Here is a 17,289-nt window from a genome sequence, read left to right as displayed (position 1 = left end):
GTATTCTCAAAATAAATCTTTTCGATGTAAATATAAGATTATTCTAAAGACTAATAAAGAAAGATTGTTTGTTATAATCACTCAGTTTTATTTTCGTTTAAAACCTCATAAATATTTCTCAAGTTTTTTTTATGAGGTAAATGATCTGCACGGCCTTTTTTAAAAATATCATTACTATTCCCTTGCCCTTTTCTAAGCGCTTTTTGCTCTTCATAAGGTAAAGCATTTATCTCTTTACAATTATCTGAACAACAATTATTCATCTCACTTTTACAAGAATCACACTGTATAAAAAGTAAATGACAAGCTTCATTAGCACAATTTGTGTGCACATCGAAAGGACTACCACATTGGTGACAATTCGCTATTACATCATCACTAATACGTTCCGCTCTTCTATCATCAAACACAAAATTTTGTCCTAAAAACTTATTTTCTATATTTTTCTCATTAACCTGTCTGGTATATTCAATAATCCCGCCTTCTAACTGATATACATTTTTAAACCCTTTGTGTTTAAAATAAGCACTAGCCTTTTCACAACGAATACCACCGGTGCAATACATTACCAAATTTTTATCTTCTTTATGTGCTTTTAAATCATCTTCAATAATATCTAAAGATTCTCTAAAGGTATCTACATCTGGCGTTATAGCATTTTTAAAATGCCCTATCTCACTTTCGTAATGATTACGCATATCAACCAAAACGGTTTTTTCATCTTCAATAAATTCATTAAACTTTTCAGCCCCCAGATGAACACCCTTATTAGTTACATCAAATGACTCATCATTTAAACCATCTGCCACTATTTTTTTACGCACCTTTACTTTCAACTTTAAAAACGATTTGTTGTCTTGCTCAACTGCAACATTTAATCGTATCCCATTTAAAAAGTCTATACTATCTAAATGTGCTTTAAATTCGTTAAAACGATCTGCTGGTAATGATAACTGACCGTTAATACCCTCATGGGCTACATAAATTCTACCTAAAACATCTAAGGCGTCCCAAGTAATAAACAAATGATCTCTAAAAATTTGTGGATTGCCTATTTTGGCATACTGATAAAAAGAAAGTGTTAATCGATTTTTTCCTGCTTGATCGATTAATTCTGCTCTTTCTTTTGAACTTAATTTGTTGTACAGTTGCATGCTATACTAATTTATAAGGTTAAAGAATATTTTGAAGCGCAAAAATACAATTTTTAACTAAACACTAATATCCTATCAATAAAAAAGCACTTTAATAAACATAAAGTGCTTTTTCTTGACTAATCTGTTTAGTTAATGTTTTTTTAATTTGACTTAAAAATAACTTACGATTTTAACTACCATCGACTTTACAGATAGTTTGTTTTGAAAAATTTCATTTAATTCTTTTTCATAGCAAAATCTCATTCTTCTAATTAGTAGATACTGTTGACTTAAAAAGGTTGCGCAAGAATCTTCATTATTTTAATTTCTGAAAAAAGAAAATAGTATTCTTAGTAATGAAAAATATTATTGTATTGTGACAAAAGATGTAGTAATTTAGCAAGCATAACTTCAGAAAAAAAAAGATAAATGAGTAGCGAAAAAGAAGCTAAGTTAAAGGCACTTAAACTTACATTAGACAAACTAGATAAAGCCTATGGAAAAGGAACCGTAATGAAAATGAGTGATGCGGCTATACAAGATGTTGAAGCCATTTCTTCAGGTTCTTTAGGTTTAGATATTGCTTTAGGTGTTGGCGGGTATCCACGTGGGCGTGTTATAGAAATTTACGGTCCAGAATCTTCTGGTAAAACAACACTTACATTACATGCTATTGCCGAGGCTCAAAAATCTGGAGGCATTGCTGCTTTTATTGATGCAGAACATGCTTTCGATAGGTTTTATGCTGAAAAACTTGGTGTAGACATTGACAATCTAATTATTTCGCAACCTGATAATGGTGAACAAGCTTTAGAAATTGCCGATAATTTAATTCGTTCTGGTGCTATTGATATTGTTGTAGTAGACTCTGTTGCTGCACTTACACCTAAAAGTGAAATTGAAGGTGAAATGGGAGACTCTAAAATGGGCTTACATGCCAGATTAATGTCTCAAGCCTTAAGAAAACTAACTGCATCTATTAGCAAAACCAACTGTACTGTTATCTTCATTAACCAATTGCGTGAAAAAATTGGAGTTATGTTTGGTAACCCAGAAACAACTACTGGTGGTAATGCTTTAAAATTTTATGCTTCGGTTAGATTAGACATAAGGCGTTCTACTCAAATAAAAGAAACCAATGGAGATGTAGCTGGTAACAAAACTCGAGTAAAAGTGGTTAAAAACAAAGTAGCTCCTCCTTTTAGAACTGCAGAGTTTGATATTATGTATGGAGAAGGCGTATCTAAAGTTGGTGAAATTTTAGATATTGCAGTAGAGCATGATGTTGTTAAAAAGAGCGGATCATGGTTTAGTTACGACGAAACAAAACTAGGTCAAGGTAGAGATGCTGTAAAAGCATTAATAAAAGACAATCCTGAGCTTATGGACGAGCTCGAAACCAAGGTTAGAAAAATAGTCTCAGAAAAATAATACTGCTTCGGGTGTAAAATGATTCTAAATTTAAATGAAACATCTTATTTCCTAAATGAAACAACATAAAAAATCCCGTTAATTCGGGATTTTTTGATTTTACACGCAACCTTTTTAACATTCTCGTATCTATACAATGTAAACATATGTATCTCTTTAGTTGATAGAAAACAATGTGTAAACTAATACATATTTAATTTTTATTATACGAGTTCTATATGTAGCCTTAAAAAAAGAAACAGCTAATGAAAAAACTTTTTGCGCTCTGCTTAATACTTACGCTATTCACTTCATGTATTAATGATGACGATAACATCACTCAAAATAGTCATGTAGACATTCTACCTATTGAAAGTGTAGATATACCTAGTGAATTTGAATTAGGAGAAACATACCCTATTACTGTTTCTTATTTAAGACCTTCAACATGCCATATAATTCTTGAAGATTTTGCTTACGCAAAAGAAAATAACCAACGTACTATTGCTCCAAAAACTCTAATTATTAACGAAGACAATTGTGAAGCTCTTGAAAATGAATTGATAGAAAAATCTTTTAACTTTACAGTAACTAGTAACAGCTCTTACATATTCAGGTTTTGGCAAGGAAGAGATGCAGATGGAGAATCCCAGTATTTGATAGTAGAAGTCCCTGTGAACGATTAATTTTAATTAATTTATAATACTTATTCAGATTTGAGTTTAAACCAACTCATAGAAGATTGTAAAGTTGATAACACTAAAGCTCAAGGAGAACTATACAAGCTCTTTTCGAGTAAGTTGTTCTCTGTTTGCTTGAAATATTCTCGCAATCATACTGAAGCGCAAGATAATTTGCAAGATGCATTTTTGACAATTTTTAAAAAAATTGAACAATATAAAAATAAAGGATCTTTTGAAGGTTGGCTAAAACGCATTACTATTAATACAGTATTACAACGATACAGGAATGAAAAAGTTTTTGATATTATAAATGAAAATCACGTTGAAGATGTTGAATTAGAAGTTAATGAGGAAGACATCTCCATTGACTATCTTTTACAAATCATTCAAGATTTACCAGATAGATATAGATTAGTATTTAACCTTTACGTATTAGATGGGTATTCTCATAAAGAAATCGCAAATATGTTAGGCGTAAATATAGGAACTTCAAAATCTAATTTAGCTCGTGCTAGACAAATTTTGAAACAGACTATTGAGGAATATAAAACAGTAAAACATTCACAATCATTATAATGAATGATAAAAAACATATAGACAGACTATTCCAAGAGCACTTTAAAGATTTTGAAGAAGCCCCTGATGATGCTGTTTGGAAAAACATTGAAGCTAAGCTTAATAAAAAAAAGGAGAAACGTCGTATTATTCCTATATGGTGGCGCTATGCAGGAGCTGCCGCTTTATTACTGCTATTCTTAGCTATAGGAAACATTTACTTTACTACTACTAATAATAATAGTTTAATCGTAGATACAGAAGATACAACTTTAGAAAAAGCAAATACTAAAGAAACTAATCTTTCTAACAAAATCAAGAAAACAGCACTTCCTATGGATTCGGAAGTTGCAGAAACCTCAACTTCAAAAAATAAAAAAGAAAACAAATACAAAACAGGTTTAACATTAAATTCTAATTCTTTAAACACAAGTAATCAATCAAAGAATGTTGTTATTGCAGATAACAATAGCATAAAACAGAATTTAAAAAAGGTAAAAGAATCCGAACATGAAATACAGCTAAATAAATCAAACTTATCTTCAGAAAATCTATTTAACCAAAAAAGCACAAATAATGCTGTTTCAAATAATTCCGAAAAAAAGAACAACACTATAAATCTTTCAAATAAAGAAAAAAATAAAACTAGTATTGCTTCTAATATTTCAGAAAATAAAAATATTACTAAAAAAGAAGCCTTATTAATAGACAAAGAAAAAGCTAAAAAACTAATTGATAACACCGTAAAAAACACAATAGTTTCTGAAGCAAAAAAAGAAATAACTGAAACTATAGTTAAGAATAAAACCAAGGAGAATTCACTTACTATAGAAGAAGTATTAGATAAAAATACTACTAAAGAAGAGAAAAGCAGCTCCAATAAGTGGAGTATTGCTCCAAATGCAGCACCTGTTTATTTTAACACTTTAAATGGAGAAGGCTCATCAATAGACCCTCAATTTAACAACAACTCTAAAAGTGGCGAGTTAAACATGAGTTATGGTATTTCCGCTAGTTATGCTATAAATAGTAAACTAAGTATACGCTCTGGTATTAATAAAGTTAACCTTGGCTACAATACCAATAACGTAGTAGCCTTCCAATCTCTAGGACTTAACACAGATAATAGTTCTCTAAGAAATGTTAATTCTAGAAACAACGACAGTAATGCTGTAGCTCTTTCTCTTATTAGTGCAGAATCTTTAGATAGTGATAATCCTATACCTGAACCATTTACATCTTCAAATACTTCAATTAATCAAGCTTTAGGATATATTGAAATTCCACTGGAAATTAAATATATCCTTTCTAATAAAAAATTAGGCGTTAATGTAATTGGAGGATTTAGTTCATTCTTTTTAAATGATAATGAAATATTTTCTGAAGCTGAAAATGGATCAAGAACCTTTTTAGGTGAAGCTAACAATATAAACAAGGTAAGCTATAGTGCTAATTTAGGTTTAGGACTAAACTATCAAATCTCTAAAAAAATAGATTTGAATTTAGAACCCATTTTTAAATACCAAATTAACACATTTAATAATACCTCTGGTAATTTCAAACCTTATATTCTAGGTGTTTATACTGGATTCTCTATTAAATTTTAGGTTTATGGTTAGATCCAAATATTAATTTTATTTCATCTCAAAAGTTAATCATAGAACTGTGCCATAGAGCAGTTTTTTTTTAATCATGTTTTCTTAGTCAATTATTAGTACAATAAACTATTTATTAAAAAAATTTAATTGCTCTAAAATAATACCTCTTGATTTTTCATTTAAAGACTTCGTATCATCCGTTGTTAGTCCTTTAGTAGACAAAAAATTATGCATCTTCACCCGCATTAAACCAGGGCTACCACTAAAAAAAACATATGAAAAACGTTTTTTACTATCAACAAATGTTAATGGCACTACAGGTATTTGATGATTAATTGCTAATCTAAATGCTCCATTTTTAAAACTATCTAATTCAATATCTTCTTCTGGTACTCCGCCTTCAGGAAAAATACAAATACTTACTCCTGTTTTTAATCGTTTTTGTGCTCTTAAAAAAACAGCTTGTCTACTTTTTGCCGAGCTTCTATCTACCAAAATACAAGTACGTTTGTAGAAAAAACCAAAAAGCGGAATTTTAGCTAACTCCTTTTTACCAACAAAAACAAAAGGGTTTTTAACAGAAACCAACATAAGCATAATATCTGCCATAGAAGTATGGTTAGCTATAAACATATAGCTTTTATGCTTTTCTGGAATCTCATCCCGCTCGATACGACACTGAAACCCCATACCTATTAAAATAAATCTTGCCCAAACTCGAGCTATTTTAAAAAAAAACGGATACCAAGATTCTTTTAAAATAGAAATTAAAAGAAGAGGAAACATAATAAGTATTGGCACCGCTACAAGTATATAAAACCAAATGCGATACAATACCCAAAAAATATATTTAAAAACTTTCATCGAAATCAAAAATACATAATTGTATCGAGCAATTCCATAAAATCCAAATTATACAATAAAAAATCTATTACATAATTTGAGTTAAAAAATTTACCTTTGCTTAGATAAATTTATTTTGAATACTAACTAAAGAAATACCTGTATTTTACAGGTAATATTATGGCAAGAATACTTACAGGGATACAAAGCACAGGAACACCACATTTAGGAAATATTTTAGGCGCCATTATTCCAGCTGTTAAAATGGCTGAAAACCCAGAAAATGACTCTTACTTATTTATTGCAAACCTACATACACTAACTCAAATTAAAGATGCGGAAACCTTGCGTGCTAACACCTACTCGACTGCAGCAACTTGGTTAGCGTTTGGTTTAGATATTGAAAAAACTGTATTTTACAGACAAAGCGACATCCCTCAAGTCACAGAACTTTCTTGGTATTTAAGTTGTTTTTTTCCATACCAACGTTTAACATTAGCGCATAGTTTTAAAGACAAAGCAGACCGATTAGAAGATGTTAATTCAGGTTTATTCACCTACCCCATGTTAATGGCTGCAGATATTTTACTTTATGATGCAAATATTATTCCTGTTGGCAAAGACCAATTACAACATATAGAAATGACTCGAGATGTAGCCTCTCGCTTTCATAGCAAAGTAGGTGAGACTTTTGTGTTACCAGAAGGAAAAATTCAAGAAAACACGATGCTTATCCCTGGTACTGATGGTCAAAAAATGAGCAAGAGTAGAAATAATACCATCAATATTTTTCTAGCAGATAAAAAACTACGTAAGCAAATCATGGGTATCCAAACTGATAGTACACCGCTTGAAGCCCCTAAAGATTGGAGTACTTGTAATTGTTTTGCTATTTATAGCTTATTAGCTAGTGATGCTCAAATTGAAACCATGAAAGCAAACTATGAAAATGGCAACTACGGTTATGGACACGCTAAACAAGCTTTATTTGAACTGATTATTGAAACTTTTGCAACACAACGCGAACAATACAATTACTACATGAATAACCTCAACGAAATTGACAAAGCGCTTTCTATTGGTGCAGAAAAAGCAAAAAACGTTGCTAATAATGTATTAAAACGTGTTCGTGAGAAAGTTGGATATTAAGGTTTTTTGCTATTTTAAATATTTTATTGCCCTTTTTTATTATAATTTATAAGAAGCAATTGTTATTCGATATTTTACTGATACATTTTAATTACTAGCAGATACATAATTCTACTATCAAAGTAATAGATTTGAAAAAAGTTAACTAAGATTAACATTTTAAACAACTTAACGTTTCTATAAAATATGGCCTTATTAAAACTAAGCTACCTAACACTTTTCGTATCGTTTATTATCCCATGTTCAATATATTCTCAAACAGAAATAGAACTAAAAGGGGTTCTTATTGATTCTACAGATTTCCCTGTTCCATATGCAGCAATTGCATTACTTAATAATAAAACAACTGGAGTTTATAGTACCGAAGATGGAGAGTTTATAATTACTATTACAGAAAATGATTACTCGGACACCTTAATTATTAGTTGTATTGGATATAAAAAACGCTCTTTAAGTATTAAAGATTTTTTAGCACAAAAAGAAAAAAAAATAGTTCTGGAGGAAAGCATAACCTCTTTAGATGAAATTGAACTTTTAAATCCTAATGAATATGCTATAAGAGCCTTAAAAAATTTAAAAAAATCAACAATAAGCAAAACCCATCAAATTAATGCACTATACAGAGTGACTACAGCTGAAACTGGAAAAGCAAAACGCTTTATAGAATACTATATAAAAATTTTAGATAGAGGTCCTTTTTTTTCTAATGACTTTTTAAAATATGAAATAACCGAACGCAGACAATCTGCAGATTATAGGATATACAAAAACAATAAAGAACCAATAGGTACATTTAAAAACTTAACTACATTCAATATAATAAGAAATCCTCGTAGATTCAAAAAATCTATTTGGAAAAAAATAGGTGATACCTCATATGAGGGTGAAGACATTATAATATTACAGAATGATAAAAAATTAAAACTATACGTCGGCTTAAATGACTACGGCATTTACAGGATTGAAGGCAAAAGCAGTCTTTATGTGTATAATAAAGCCACATCTGGTAAACTACACCTTAGTTATCATAAAAGAGAGTGGAATACGAAAAAAAACATAACAAACCCCAATACTATAACCCATTTAAAAAAACTTGGACACAACAGCTCTAAGCTACCAGTATCTATTAGATACGAATTTATTGTTCTAGATGTTATTACCGATAGAAAAAAAATAGATCCAATAAATGACTACAAATTAACTCAAAATAACAATTCTTTTGATACAACTATAAAATCGAATACTGGTCTTTCACGAAAAAACAACAGTGGATTTAATAGTAACTCCAGACATAATGGGAACAATAACTTTTCAAAAAAAAGTAATATTAGCAAGAATAAAAAAATAGATATAAAATACAACGAAGCATTTTGGAATAATCTCAAAATGCCTCCAGAAACTAAATTTTTCAAAAAAATAAAAAAAGATCTAGAAAGTCATTATGGAGTTACTTTTGATAAGCAATTAAAACTTGTTAATAAGTAAGCTTATTATATAATCTCAAACAATTTACCAGGCAAAGGCATAATAACACCTTTCAGTTCCATTGATAGCAAAACACCAGCTACTTTAAAAACTGGAAGGTTACAATTAATAGCAATGACATCTAGTTGTTGCTTTTCATTCTCTTTTAAGTAGTTATAAATTATTTTTTCTGTAGCATCCAATTCAACAAACAACTGTTTTTGTATTACTGGTTTTTTATTATCCTCTAACTTCCAATTTAATATATAAGGAATATCCAGAGGAGTAGTAAGCATATGTGCCTTTTGCTGCTTTATTAAGTTATTACACCCAATACTTTGACTATCTGTTGTACGCCCAGGAACAGCAAACACATCTCTATTATACGAATGCGCAATATCTGCGGTCACTAAACTCCCTCCTTTTTCAGCAGATTCTATAACTATGGTTGCTTCACTTAAACCCGCTATAATTCTATTTCTTTTTAAAAAATTGTTTCTATCAAAAGTATCACTACTCCAAAAATCGGTAAAAAAACCACCATTTTTTTCCACATCAACCATATACTTTTTATGTGATTTAGGATAAATTTGATTTAACCCATGTGCTAAACATCCTATGGTTTGCAAATTATTTTTAATAGCAGCTTTATGAGCCGTTATATCTGTTCCATAAGCAAACCCAGAAATAATAACTGGATTATAAGGCAATAAAGCCTCTACCAATGATTCACAAAAGGCAATACCACTCGTTGTTATTTTTCTTGCTCCAACAATACTAATAACATGTTGCTGCTCTAACTTAATATTTCCCGTTTCAAACAACAAAATAGGACTATCAATACAGTGTTTTAATCTTTCAGGATAAATGTCTTCCATAAAAAAGGACACCTTGATCTTATTTTCTTTTATAAAATCAATTTCCTTTTCGGCAGCTTTTAAATAATCAGCTTTAAATAAATTATTTAATATAACACTTCCAATACCATCAATCTTAAGTAAATTTTGCTTTTTTTCTTTTAAAACGGCTTCAGCACTACCACAATGAGACATCAATCGTTTTGCTATAATATCACCAATATTTGGTACATTTTGCAAAGCTAAAGTGTAAAGCAAATCATTTTCTGTCATTCTATATCTTTGATTTTTAATCTACAATAAAAGAATTTTTAAACTGTTAATAAATACTTCCGCTTAAATTTTATCTAAAAGTTTTATTTTATAACTTTGTTATTATGCAACTAGAAACATATATAAGCGACTTACTATATAGATATGAGTGTGTTACCATTCCTGAGTTTGGTGCATTTTTAACCCAACGCGTATCTGCCACTATTCATGAAACTACGAATGCTTTTTATGCGCCAAAAAAAATGGTATCATTTAATGAGCAAATTCAAAAGAATGATGGTTTATTAGCGCATTATGTTTCAGATATAGAAAAAATACCTTTTGAGATTGCTAATAGAAAAATTGCAAAACATGTTGAAGCATTAAAAGAACGTTTAACTAAAAATGAAACGCTTACTTTTAAAAATATAGGAGACATTGTTTTTAATAGTGAAGGTAAAATTTTATTTGAACCATCTCACCACTTAAATTATTTAACAGATTCTTTTGGATTATCTCAATTTGTATCTCCTTCTGTAAATCGTGAGGTTTATAAGGAAAAAGTTGAAGCTATTGAAAAAGTAATTCCAATTACTGTTACTCAAGAAAAACGTAAAAACAGATCTTATTTAAAATATGCTGCCGTTGTTTTAATAGCATTAACAATGGGTGGTTTTGCTGCCTCTAACGCTTATGTTAATCAAGTTGAAGAACATAATCAATTAGCTCAAGAAAAAGCAACAAAACAGTTAGACACTAAAATACAACAAGCAACTTTCAGTTTAAATCCACTTCCTGCTACAACTTTAAATATAACTAAACAAACTGGCAATTATCACATTGTGGCTGGTGCTTTTAGAGTTGAAGAAAATTGCGACAAAAAAATATCACAATTAAAAGCAAATGGTTTTAGCGCTAGAAAAATTGGAGTAAACAAATACGGTCTACATCAAGTTGCCTATGCTAGCTATGAGGACAGATTTGAAGCCGTAGAAGCACTTCAAGACATTAAAGACAATTACAATAAAGATGCTTGGTTATTAGTTAAAAAACTAGACTAGTTTTTTTCTAATTGTTCATACCTCTTAAATCCTAAAATCGTTTTACCTTTGCTACATCATTAATATAATTTTGATGCAAACAAAAACACCCGAACAATCTAAAACGATTTTAACGGATATGGTTTTACCTGGAGAAACCAATCCTTTAAATAATTTATTTGGTGGCGAATTACTAGCACGTATGGATCGTGCAGCAAGTATTTCGGCAAGACGCCATTCTAGACGCATAGTGGTAACAGCTTCTGTGAACCACGTAGCCTTTAACAGAGCGGTTCCTTTAGGAAGTGTTGTTACTGTTGAAGCAAAGGTGTCTCGTGCTTTTAAAACCTCTATGGAGGTCTTTATTGATGTCTGGATAGAAGATCGCGAATCTGGTGATAAAACAAAAGCTAATGAAGCTATTTACACCTTTGTTGCTGTTGACGAAACAGGAAGACCTATAGCTGTTCCTCAAGTACATCCAGAAACCGATATAGAAAAGAAACGTTTTGATGCAGCCTTACGTCGTAAACAACTTAGTTTACTATTGGCCGGAAAAATAAAACCCAATGAAGCTAGCGAATTGAAAGCTTTATTTGATTAATACTTTGGGCGTTACCTAAAAGGTCGGGCTTTCAGCTATATCTTTTGTAGAAAAAACAAAAGGATGCCGCTTCAATCCCTAACGCAACGTCGAATTTCAATGAAAGCTATGATTTAAACCTATAAAACCATCTCATTGCAGGTTTTCCTCCAGTAGCAATACCTTTAAAAACTCTATTGCTACTTATCCATTTGGATTTGTAAACTCTAATAGGTGTAGAATCTACAAAGAATATTCCTGTAAATTTAGAATAAATTATCATAGCGCCATTTTATATTAAAAACTATATACCAACACTTTAACCTACTAAAAACCTGTCTTTTTCTATTAAAAAAACCTAATTTATTAATAAAACTCAAGTTTATAAAAAAATAAGATGGAATGACTTAAAGAATAACGTTCTTGCAGTAAATTCTTTGTGCAAATCAATCCACTTAGTTTTAAGCTAAACAATATGAATATAAGTGATGATGAAATTCAGGAGCAAAACCAATTCGAAGAACTAATTCAAGGGCTTATTAATAACAAATACGGCTGTTGTAATGATTTTTTATCACATAGTACCATGGCTGGATTAAGATCCAACATGACAACCCTGAATGCTTCAGGAAACATGAAATCTGCAGGGATAGGCAATAAAATTAATTTTCAAAAAAACCAATTAATTAGAAATGGAATGTCAATTGGATTGAAGAACAAAGCAAAAATAAATATGAAACGCTTTATTTAAATAAAATCTGGTGGTTTATTAATCATTTAAATAAAACATGCTTTACCTCAATAAAAACTTTTGAAAGTCATTACGCTAACTATGAACAGGGAAGTTTTTACAAAAGACATCTTGACCAGTTCAAAAATGAAAAGGGGCGGAAATATTCTATAGTCTTATACTTAAACCAAAATTGGAAGGACGAAGACGATGGTAAACTATCTTTATACCCCTTAAATAGGGCACAAAAAAATATTTCTCCATTAGAAGGACGAATGGTATTTTTTAGAAGTGATAAAATGGAACATGAAGTCCACCCTTCCTTAACTAGAGAAAGAAGAAGCATAGCTGGTTGGTTAAAAAACTAAGAATAATGAGATTCTCGTTATAGTTTACTTTATTTCCTTTCTCTTTCTTAAATTTATAAAAAACAAATCCAAAAAGAACATTCTCGAAAGCTAGGGATTGTTACATCTTATAAATCCAACTTGCAGGATTTACTGTACTAGCCCCTTTAGAGATGGTAAACCTTAGTATAGTTTCACCATTATTAGGATTTGTAAAAACCTCTCCTATAGCTTGTTTTGTTTTTACCTTATCCCCTTTTTTCACATAAACTTTAGACAGGTTTCTGTATAGTGTCAAATAATTTCCATGACGAATCATGACTATAGGATTTACATTTCTCATTCTAAGTATCTCACTTACTTCACCATTAAAAACAGCTCTAACTTGAGCCCCTTTTTCGGTAGCAATACGAACACCATTACTTTTTATGGTTAACGATTTATCAATAGGGTGTGGTTGTGTTCCATAACGCAGTCTAACACTTCCTTTTTCTACAGGCCAAGGTAATTTACCTTTATTAGCAGTAAAATTAGAAGCTAATACTTTTTCTTCAGCTGTTAAAGCAAATGTTTTTGAACCTGCCGATTTACCTTTCTTTTTATTCGATTTAGCAATCGCTGCTCGAATAATACGGTTAATCTCTGCATCAATTCTATCAGCTTCCCTTTGCTTTTTCTTTATTTGAGAAACGTATAATGACAAGTTTTTTTTAATTCTTTTCATTACAACTTCATGCTGCTTACGCTCTACTTCTAATGTTTTTTGAACTTGCCTATTATCTGCAACTAATTTTTTCTTAACCTCTTGTTGTTTCAACAAGTTTTTATTAACACCTTGTAATTCAACAGTTTTTTCCTTTATAGTCTCACCTTGTTGTTTTTGATGATCTGAATACTGCTTAATATACTGCAATCGTTTATAAGCCTGCTTAAAATTGTCTGAAGACAATAAAAACATGATTTTACTCTGCTTATTTTTACTTTTATAAGACTTTACTACCATTGCAGCATAATCTTCCTTTAACGCCTTTAATTCGTCTCTAAGTACTGTTATTTTCTTTTGATTTGAGTTTATTTCTCGCGTTAACAAATTAGCTTGCTGATTTGTAACTTTAATTAAATTAGATAAAACACTTATTTTATAATTGAAGTCCTCAATTAAAGAAAGTTGAGATTTTTCTTTTGATTTATTTTCAACACGTAATTCATTAATTTTCTGAATTTCTCTACGCAACTCTTGCCGACGTGTTTCTAACTCTTTTTGCTTATTATTTTGCGAAAAAGCTAAAGTGTTACATAACAAAAAAACAAATAGTAATGCTATTTTATATGTGTATTTACTAACAACCGCCATTAAAGTTTTATTTCTTTAAATCCAGAAGGTATTTTAAACGGAAACCTTAAATCTTCATTTAAAGAAAGCCCTTTAAACTCTAATCCTATTATTACTTCTTCTTCTGCCTCAACTGCTATTACTTTTATACGCTCAGGAAACAATTGCTTTTCAATTTCTTGATGAGACATATAATCAATTTGCAAGTGCCTAAATTCTTTAGGTTGCGATATTTGTTGTGATTTCACTTTAAAAAACGATGGATCCAATAAAAAGAATATTTCAAAAAGCTCACGTTGTTTTTTAGGTTGAACCACATAAGAGCCGTCATTAAAACCGCCTTTATAATTCCCCTCTTTTAAGCTAAACAAAGCTTCTCCAAGTAATAAATTCTGAACTTTTTGAAAGTCTAATTCCGTTCCTAACAAATCACTTAAATATTTATAATCTCCATCAAAATAAGTATTATCTAACTTATTATAAAAACTCACTTTTTCTGGCGTAGCCAAAGCTCTAATAATAGAAAAAGTAGCATTAATCCATAATGCCTCATCTTTCTTGACTCTAAAGTTCACAGAATGCGTCTGCGATTTATCTTTTTGAGAATACGTTATTTTAAGCTTACATTGAAGGGTCTTAAAATCTGGAGTTTGTTTTGCATTTTCTTTTATTAATTGCTTCGTAGACAACTTGTAATTAACTTCACCTGAATCACTAATTGTTTTTGACGATTTACAATTATATACTAACGACGTTAATAAAATTGAAATAAGTAAAGCGTATTTATTCATTATTTTGTACTTTCTATTTGTTTTGCTTTATCACTAAACGTTTTAGCTTTTATAGTATTATTAAGCAACACATAGCCTTTACTTAATTCGTTATAAAAATCAATTTGCATTTTGTTATCATCAATAACATAATCTAAACCTGTATCTAAAACCTCAACAGCTTGTTTAGGTTTGTTTAATTTATTTAAGGCTACTCCATTTATTAAATACAATAAAGGTTGCGCTGGATACTGTTCTAAAAGCTCGCTACTCTTTTTTTCTGCTAAATTATACTTCTCTAAATCTATATACAGCAGCAATACATTTTGCAAAACTTTAAAATTATTGGATTCTAATTTTAACGCTGCTTCAAAATACTCTAAAGCTTTTTCTTTATTTTTTCTTGTTAAATAATATTGTCCTAATTCTAAAAGTGTTTTACTATTATTTGATTCACCAACTATAGTCGTAACCTCAACCAGATCTGCTTCGTATTTTGGATTTTCTTTAACAAATTTCACAAAATCTGTTAATACTTTAAATTTTGATTTTGGCTTAATCACGGTACTTTTAACCACAATCTTCATGGATTCTATAGCTTTTTCTGCCATATTATCATCCAAATAAAATTTGTATAAAGCTAAATGTACTAATTGCGAATTAGGATTATTTTTCAATAGCTTTTTAGCTGTTTTAAAAGCTTTTTCTTTTTGGTTGTTTTCACTATAACGAAATATAAGTGTCAAATAATTCGATTCTTTGTCTGGATTATTTTCAATACGTGACTCTAAATTTTTAATTTGATCTTTTTTACGTCCTGTGCTATTATAAATCCTATTTCGCATAACATCACGAGCAACAGAAATACCATAATCAGCATCTAATTCATCTAAAAGCCGCAACGCATCATCATATTTTTTTATTCTAAAATAAAGCGATGCTAAATCCTCCTTATAATCTGGGTGATACTTAACTAATTGCTTAACCGTTTTTAAGGCTTTATCGTAATCTTTTTGTTCTGTGTAAAACCCATAAAGCTCATCTAAGAACCATTCATTACTAGGTGACTTATTAACTGCTTTTTTAAGTGCTGCTTCAGCTTCTCCATAGTTTTTAAGCTTATTATAACTTTTACCTAATTCAAAATATAAAACAGGTAAAGAACCGTCTAATTTTATACATTTTAAAAGTGCCTCAACAGCTCTATCATAATTCTCAATCCCCTTTTGCTTTAATGCTTCGTAAAAATACTCTTGAAATTCATCTTCATTATCTCCTAAATCATCATCAGGTATTTTATTAACATCTTGAGCATAATTTATCTGCGGAATTAATAATAATCCGAGAAAAAGAAAAAGAATGTAATTTTTATATTTCATAAATTAAGTAATATCACAAGTTGTTGCATTAAAGCTATTCTAAAATAATTTAATAGTATAACTGAAATACAAGAATATTATTCTAATACAGAATAATCACCAATACTTATACTTGTAAATTTCCCATCATATTTAACATGATTACCAATCATGGCATTATCTAAATTAGCATTTTTAATGGTTGTAGAGGTCTGAATTAAACTATTTTTAACGATTGAGTTCTCTACCACACTATTATCCCCAATAGATACATAAGGACCAATAGTGGTGTCTTTAAGTATTACATTTTCACCAATAAAACAAGGTTCAATAATTTTCGAATTATCTAACTTTACTGAATCTGCAACCAATTGTTCTTTAGCATCTGTTTTTAAAAAGCCTAGCATTCTTTGATTTGTTTCTATGGTTATGGCTTTGTTTCCACAATCCATCCATTCGTCTACAGTTCCTGTTTTAAATACTTTTCCTTCTGCCATCATACGTTTAATACCGTCGTTAATCTGGTATTCTCCACCATTCATAATGTTTTCATCAAGTATTTCCTGTAACTTTCCTTTTAAAACTGCTACATCTTTAAAGTAATAAATACCTATTACCGCTTGATCGCTCACAAAAGCTTCTGGTTTTTCAACCAACTCAACAATCTCTTGGTTTTCGTTTAACTTAACTACACCATAAGCTTCTGGATTCTCAACTTTTTTAGTCCAAATAACACTATCTACAGTAGAATCTAAATCAAATTCTGCTTTAATTAATGTATCTGCATAAGCTATAACTGCAGGGCCAGAAAGCGATGGTTTTGCACACATAATAGCATGACCAGTTCCTAAGGGTTGGTCTTGACGATAAATAGATGCTTTTGCCCCTAAGCTTTTTGCTAAATCTTCTAAACTACTAACGACATCGTCACCAAACCAAGCAGGGTCTCCAAGTACAAAAGCGATTTCTTCAATTGGCTGATTTAATACTTTAGCTATATCTTTTACTAGCCTATGAACTATTGGTTGTCCAGCAACCGGAATTAATGGTTTTGGAACTGTTAAACTGTGTGGACGTAAACGAGAACCTCGTCCCGCCATTGGTACTATTATTTTCATATTCCTATTAACCTCCCAAAAAGAGAGAAATTGTTATGTTAAACTTTATTTTAATTTTTTATT

The 17,289-nt window shown here is 30.2% G+C and carries 17 protein-coding genes and 1 pseudogene; 10 read left to right on the top strand and 8 right to left on the bottom strand.

Features of this window, described 5'->3' with window-relative positions:
* Positions 1 to 77: 77 nt before the first annotated feature.
* Entirely contained in the window at positions 78 to 1,154 is a 1,077-nt protein-coding gene (gene trhO, locus A8C32_RS13930) for an oxygen-dependent tRNA uridine(34) hydroxylase TrhO (protein WP_069831041.1), read from the bottom strand.
* A gap of 411 nt (positions 1,155 to 1,565) precedes the next feature.
* Here trhO and recA point away from each other — a divergent pair, with 411 nt between their 5' ends.
* The 4 genes from recA to A8C32_RS13910 all read left to right on the top strand — a co-directional run bounded on the left by recA (position 1,566) and on the right by A8C32_RS13910 (position 5,391).
* Positions 1,566 to 2,567, top strand: coding sequence for a recombinase RecA (gene recA, locus A8C32_RS13925; RefSeq protein ID WP_069831040.1), 1,002 nt, complete (start codon positions 1,566 to 1,568; stop codon positions 2,565 to 2,567).
* Between the two features lie 245 nt (positions 2,568 to 2,812).
* Positions 2,813 to 3,232 carry a hypothetical protein gene (locus tag A8C32_RS13920; protein ID WP_069831039.1) on the top strand — a complete coding sequence of 140 codons (420 nt, stop codon included), beginning with the start codon at positions 2,813 to 2,815 and terminating at the stop codon, positions 3,230 to 3,232.
* A gap of 30 nt (positions 3,233 to 3,262) precedes the next feature.
* Positions 3,263 to 3,805 carry an RNA polymerase sigma factor gene (locus A8C32_RS13915; protein ID WP_069831038.1) on the top strand — a complete coding sequence of 181 codons (543 nt, stop codon included), beginning with the start codon at positions 3,263 to 3,265 and terminating at the stop codon, positions 3,803 to 3,805.
* Positions 3,805 to 5,391 carry a hypothetical protein gene (locus tag A8C32_RS13910; protein ID WP_069831037.1) on the top strand — a complete coding sequence of 529 codons (1,587 nt, stop codon included), beginning with the start codon at positions 3,805 to 3,807 and terminating at the stop codon, positions 5,389 to 5,391. Before A8C32_RS13915 ends, A8C32_RS13910 begins: the two co-directional genes overlap by 1 nt.
* 117 nt (positions 5,392 to 5,508) lie before the next feature.
* Here A8C32_RS13910 and A8C32_RS13905 read toward each other — a convergent pair whose 3' ends face one another.
* Entirely contained in the window at positions 5,509 to 6,246 is a 738-nt protein-coding gene (locus tag A8C32_RS13905; RefSeq protein ID WP_069831036.1) for a lysophospholipid acyltransferase family protein, read from the bottom strand.
* A gap of 159 nt (positions 6,247 to 6,405) precedes the next feature.
* On the opposite strand from A8C32_RS13905, the gene trpS reads away from it, so the two are divergent.
* Both trpS and A8C32_RS13895 read left to right on the top strand, forming a co-directional pair.
* A complete protein-coding gene (gene trpS / locus A8C32_RS13900) occupies positions 6,406 to 7,374 on the top strand; it encodes a tryptophan--tRNA ligase (RefSeq protein WP_069831035.1) in 969 nt (322 codons plus the stop codon).
* Between the two features lie 186 nt (positions 7,375 to 7,560).
* Positions 7,561 to 8,859 carry a carboxypeptidase-like regulatory domain-containing protein gene (locus A8C32_RS13895; protein ID WP_069831034.1) on the top strand — a complete coding sequence of 433 codons (1,299 nt, stop codon included), beginning with the start codon at positions 7,561 to 7,563 and terminating at the stop codon, positions 8,857 to 8,859.
* 5 nt (positions 8,860 to 8,864) lie between these two features.
* Here A8C32_RS13895 and dprA read toward each other — a convergent pair whose 3' ends face one another.
* Complete coding sequence (gene dprA / locus A8C32_RS13890; protein ID WP_069831033.1) at positions 8,865 to 9,968, bottom strand: DNA-processing protein DprA; 1,104 nt, start codon at positions 9,966 to 9,968, stop codon at positions 8,865 to 8,867.
* 104 nt (positions 9,969 to 10,072) lie between these two features.
* Here dprA and A8C32_RS13885 point away from each other — a divergent pair, with 104 nt between their 5' ends.
* Both A8C32_RS13885 and A8C32_RS13880 read left to right on the top strand, forming a co-directional pair.
* Positions 10,073 to 11,008 carry an HU domain-containing protein gene (locus tag A8C32_RS13885; RefSeq protein WP_069831032.1) on the top strand — a complete coding sequence of 312 codons (936 nt, stop codon included), beginning with the start codon at positions 10,073 to 10,075 and terminating at the stop codon, positions 11,006 to 11,008.
* A 73-nt stretch (positions 11,009 to 11,081) separates the two neighbouring features.
* Positions 11,082 to 11,591: an acyl-CoA thioesterase gene (locus A8C32_RS13880; protein WP_069831031.1), complete on the top strand. Its 510-nt coding sequence runs from the start codon at positions 11,082 to 11,084 to the stop codon at positions 11,589 to 11,591.
* A gap of 112 nt (positions 11,592 to 11,703) precedes the next feature.
* Here A8C32_RS13880 and A8C32_RS20020 read toward each other — a convergent pair.
* Positions 11,704 to 11,832, bottom strand: a pseudogene (locus A8C32_RS20020) (transposase); the annotation flags it as partial.
* 213 nt (positions 11,833 to 12,045) lie between these two features.
* On the opposite strand from A8C32_RS20020, the gene A8C32_RS20960 reads away from it, so the two are divergent.
* Positions 12,046 to 12,321 (top strand): 2OG-Fe(II) oxygenase, encoded by a 276-nt coding sequence (locus tag A8C32_RS20960; RefSeq protein ID WP_205635397.1) that lies wholly within the window; start codon positions 12,046 to 12,048, stop codon positions 12,319 to 12,321.
* Positions 12,279 to 12,668, top strand: coding sequence for a 2OG-Fe(II) oxygenase (locus A8C32_RS21515; RefSeq protein ID WP_205635399.1), 390 nt, complete (start codon positions 12,279 to 12,281; stop codon positions 12,666 to 12,668). The genes A8C32_RS20960 and A8C32_RS21515 overlap by 43 nt, the downstream gene beginning before the upstream one ends.
* Positions 12,669 to 12,768: 100 nt before the next feature.
* Here A8C32_RS21515 and A8C32_RS13870 read toward each other — a convergent pair whose 3' ends face one another.
* From A8C32_RS13870 to A8C32_RS13855, 4 genes are all read right to left on the bottom strand, one after another.
* The gene (locus tag A8C32_RS13870; protein WP_069831030.1) at positions 12,769 to 14,001 is read right to left on the bottom strand and encodes a murein hydrolase activator EnvC family protein; all 1,233 of its coding nucleotides are present in this window, start codon (positions 13,999 to 14,001) and stop codon (positions 12,769 to 12,771) included.
* Positions 14,001 to 14,771, bottom strand: coding sequence for a lipoprotein insertase outer membrane protein LolB1 (lolB1, locus tag A8C32_RS13865; RefSeq protein WP_069831029.1), 771 nt, complete (start codon positions 14,769 to 14,771; stop codon positions 14,001 to 14,003). The genes A8C32_RS13870 and lolB1 overlap by 1 nt, the downstream gene beginning before the upstream one ends.
* Positions 14,771 to 16,129 (bottom strand): tetratricopeptide repeat protein, encoded by a 1,359-nt coding sequence (locus A8C32_RS13860; RefSeq protein WP_069831028.1) that lies wholly within the window; start codon positions 16,127 to 16,129, stop codon positions 14,771 to 14,773. The genes lolB1 and A8C32_RS13860 overlap by 1 nt, the downstream gene beginning before the upstream one ends.
* A 77-nt stretch (positions 16,130 to 16,206) precedes the next feature.
* Positions 16,207 to 17,226 (bottom strand): sugar nucleotidyltransferase, encoded by a 1,020-nt coding sequence (locus A8C32_RS13855; RefSeq protein WP_069831027.1) that lies wholly within the window; start codon positions 17,224 to 17,226, stop codon positions 16,207 to 16,209.
* Positions 17,227 to 17,289 lie beyond the last annotated feature (63 nt).

The sequence above is a fragment of the Flavivirga aquatica genome (assembly GCF_001747085.1).
Lineage (GTDB): Bacteria > Bacteroidota > Bacteroidia > Flavobacteriales > Flavobacteriaceae > Algibacter_C > Algibacter_C aquatica.
This window is presented reverse-complemented; position numbering and strand designations above follow the sequence as displayed.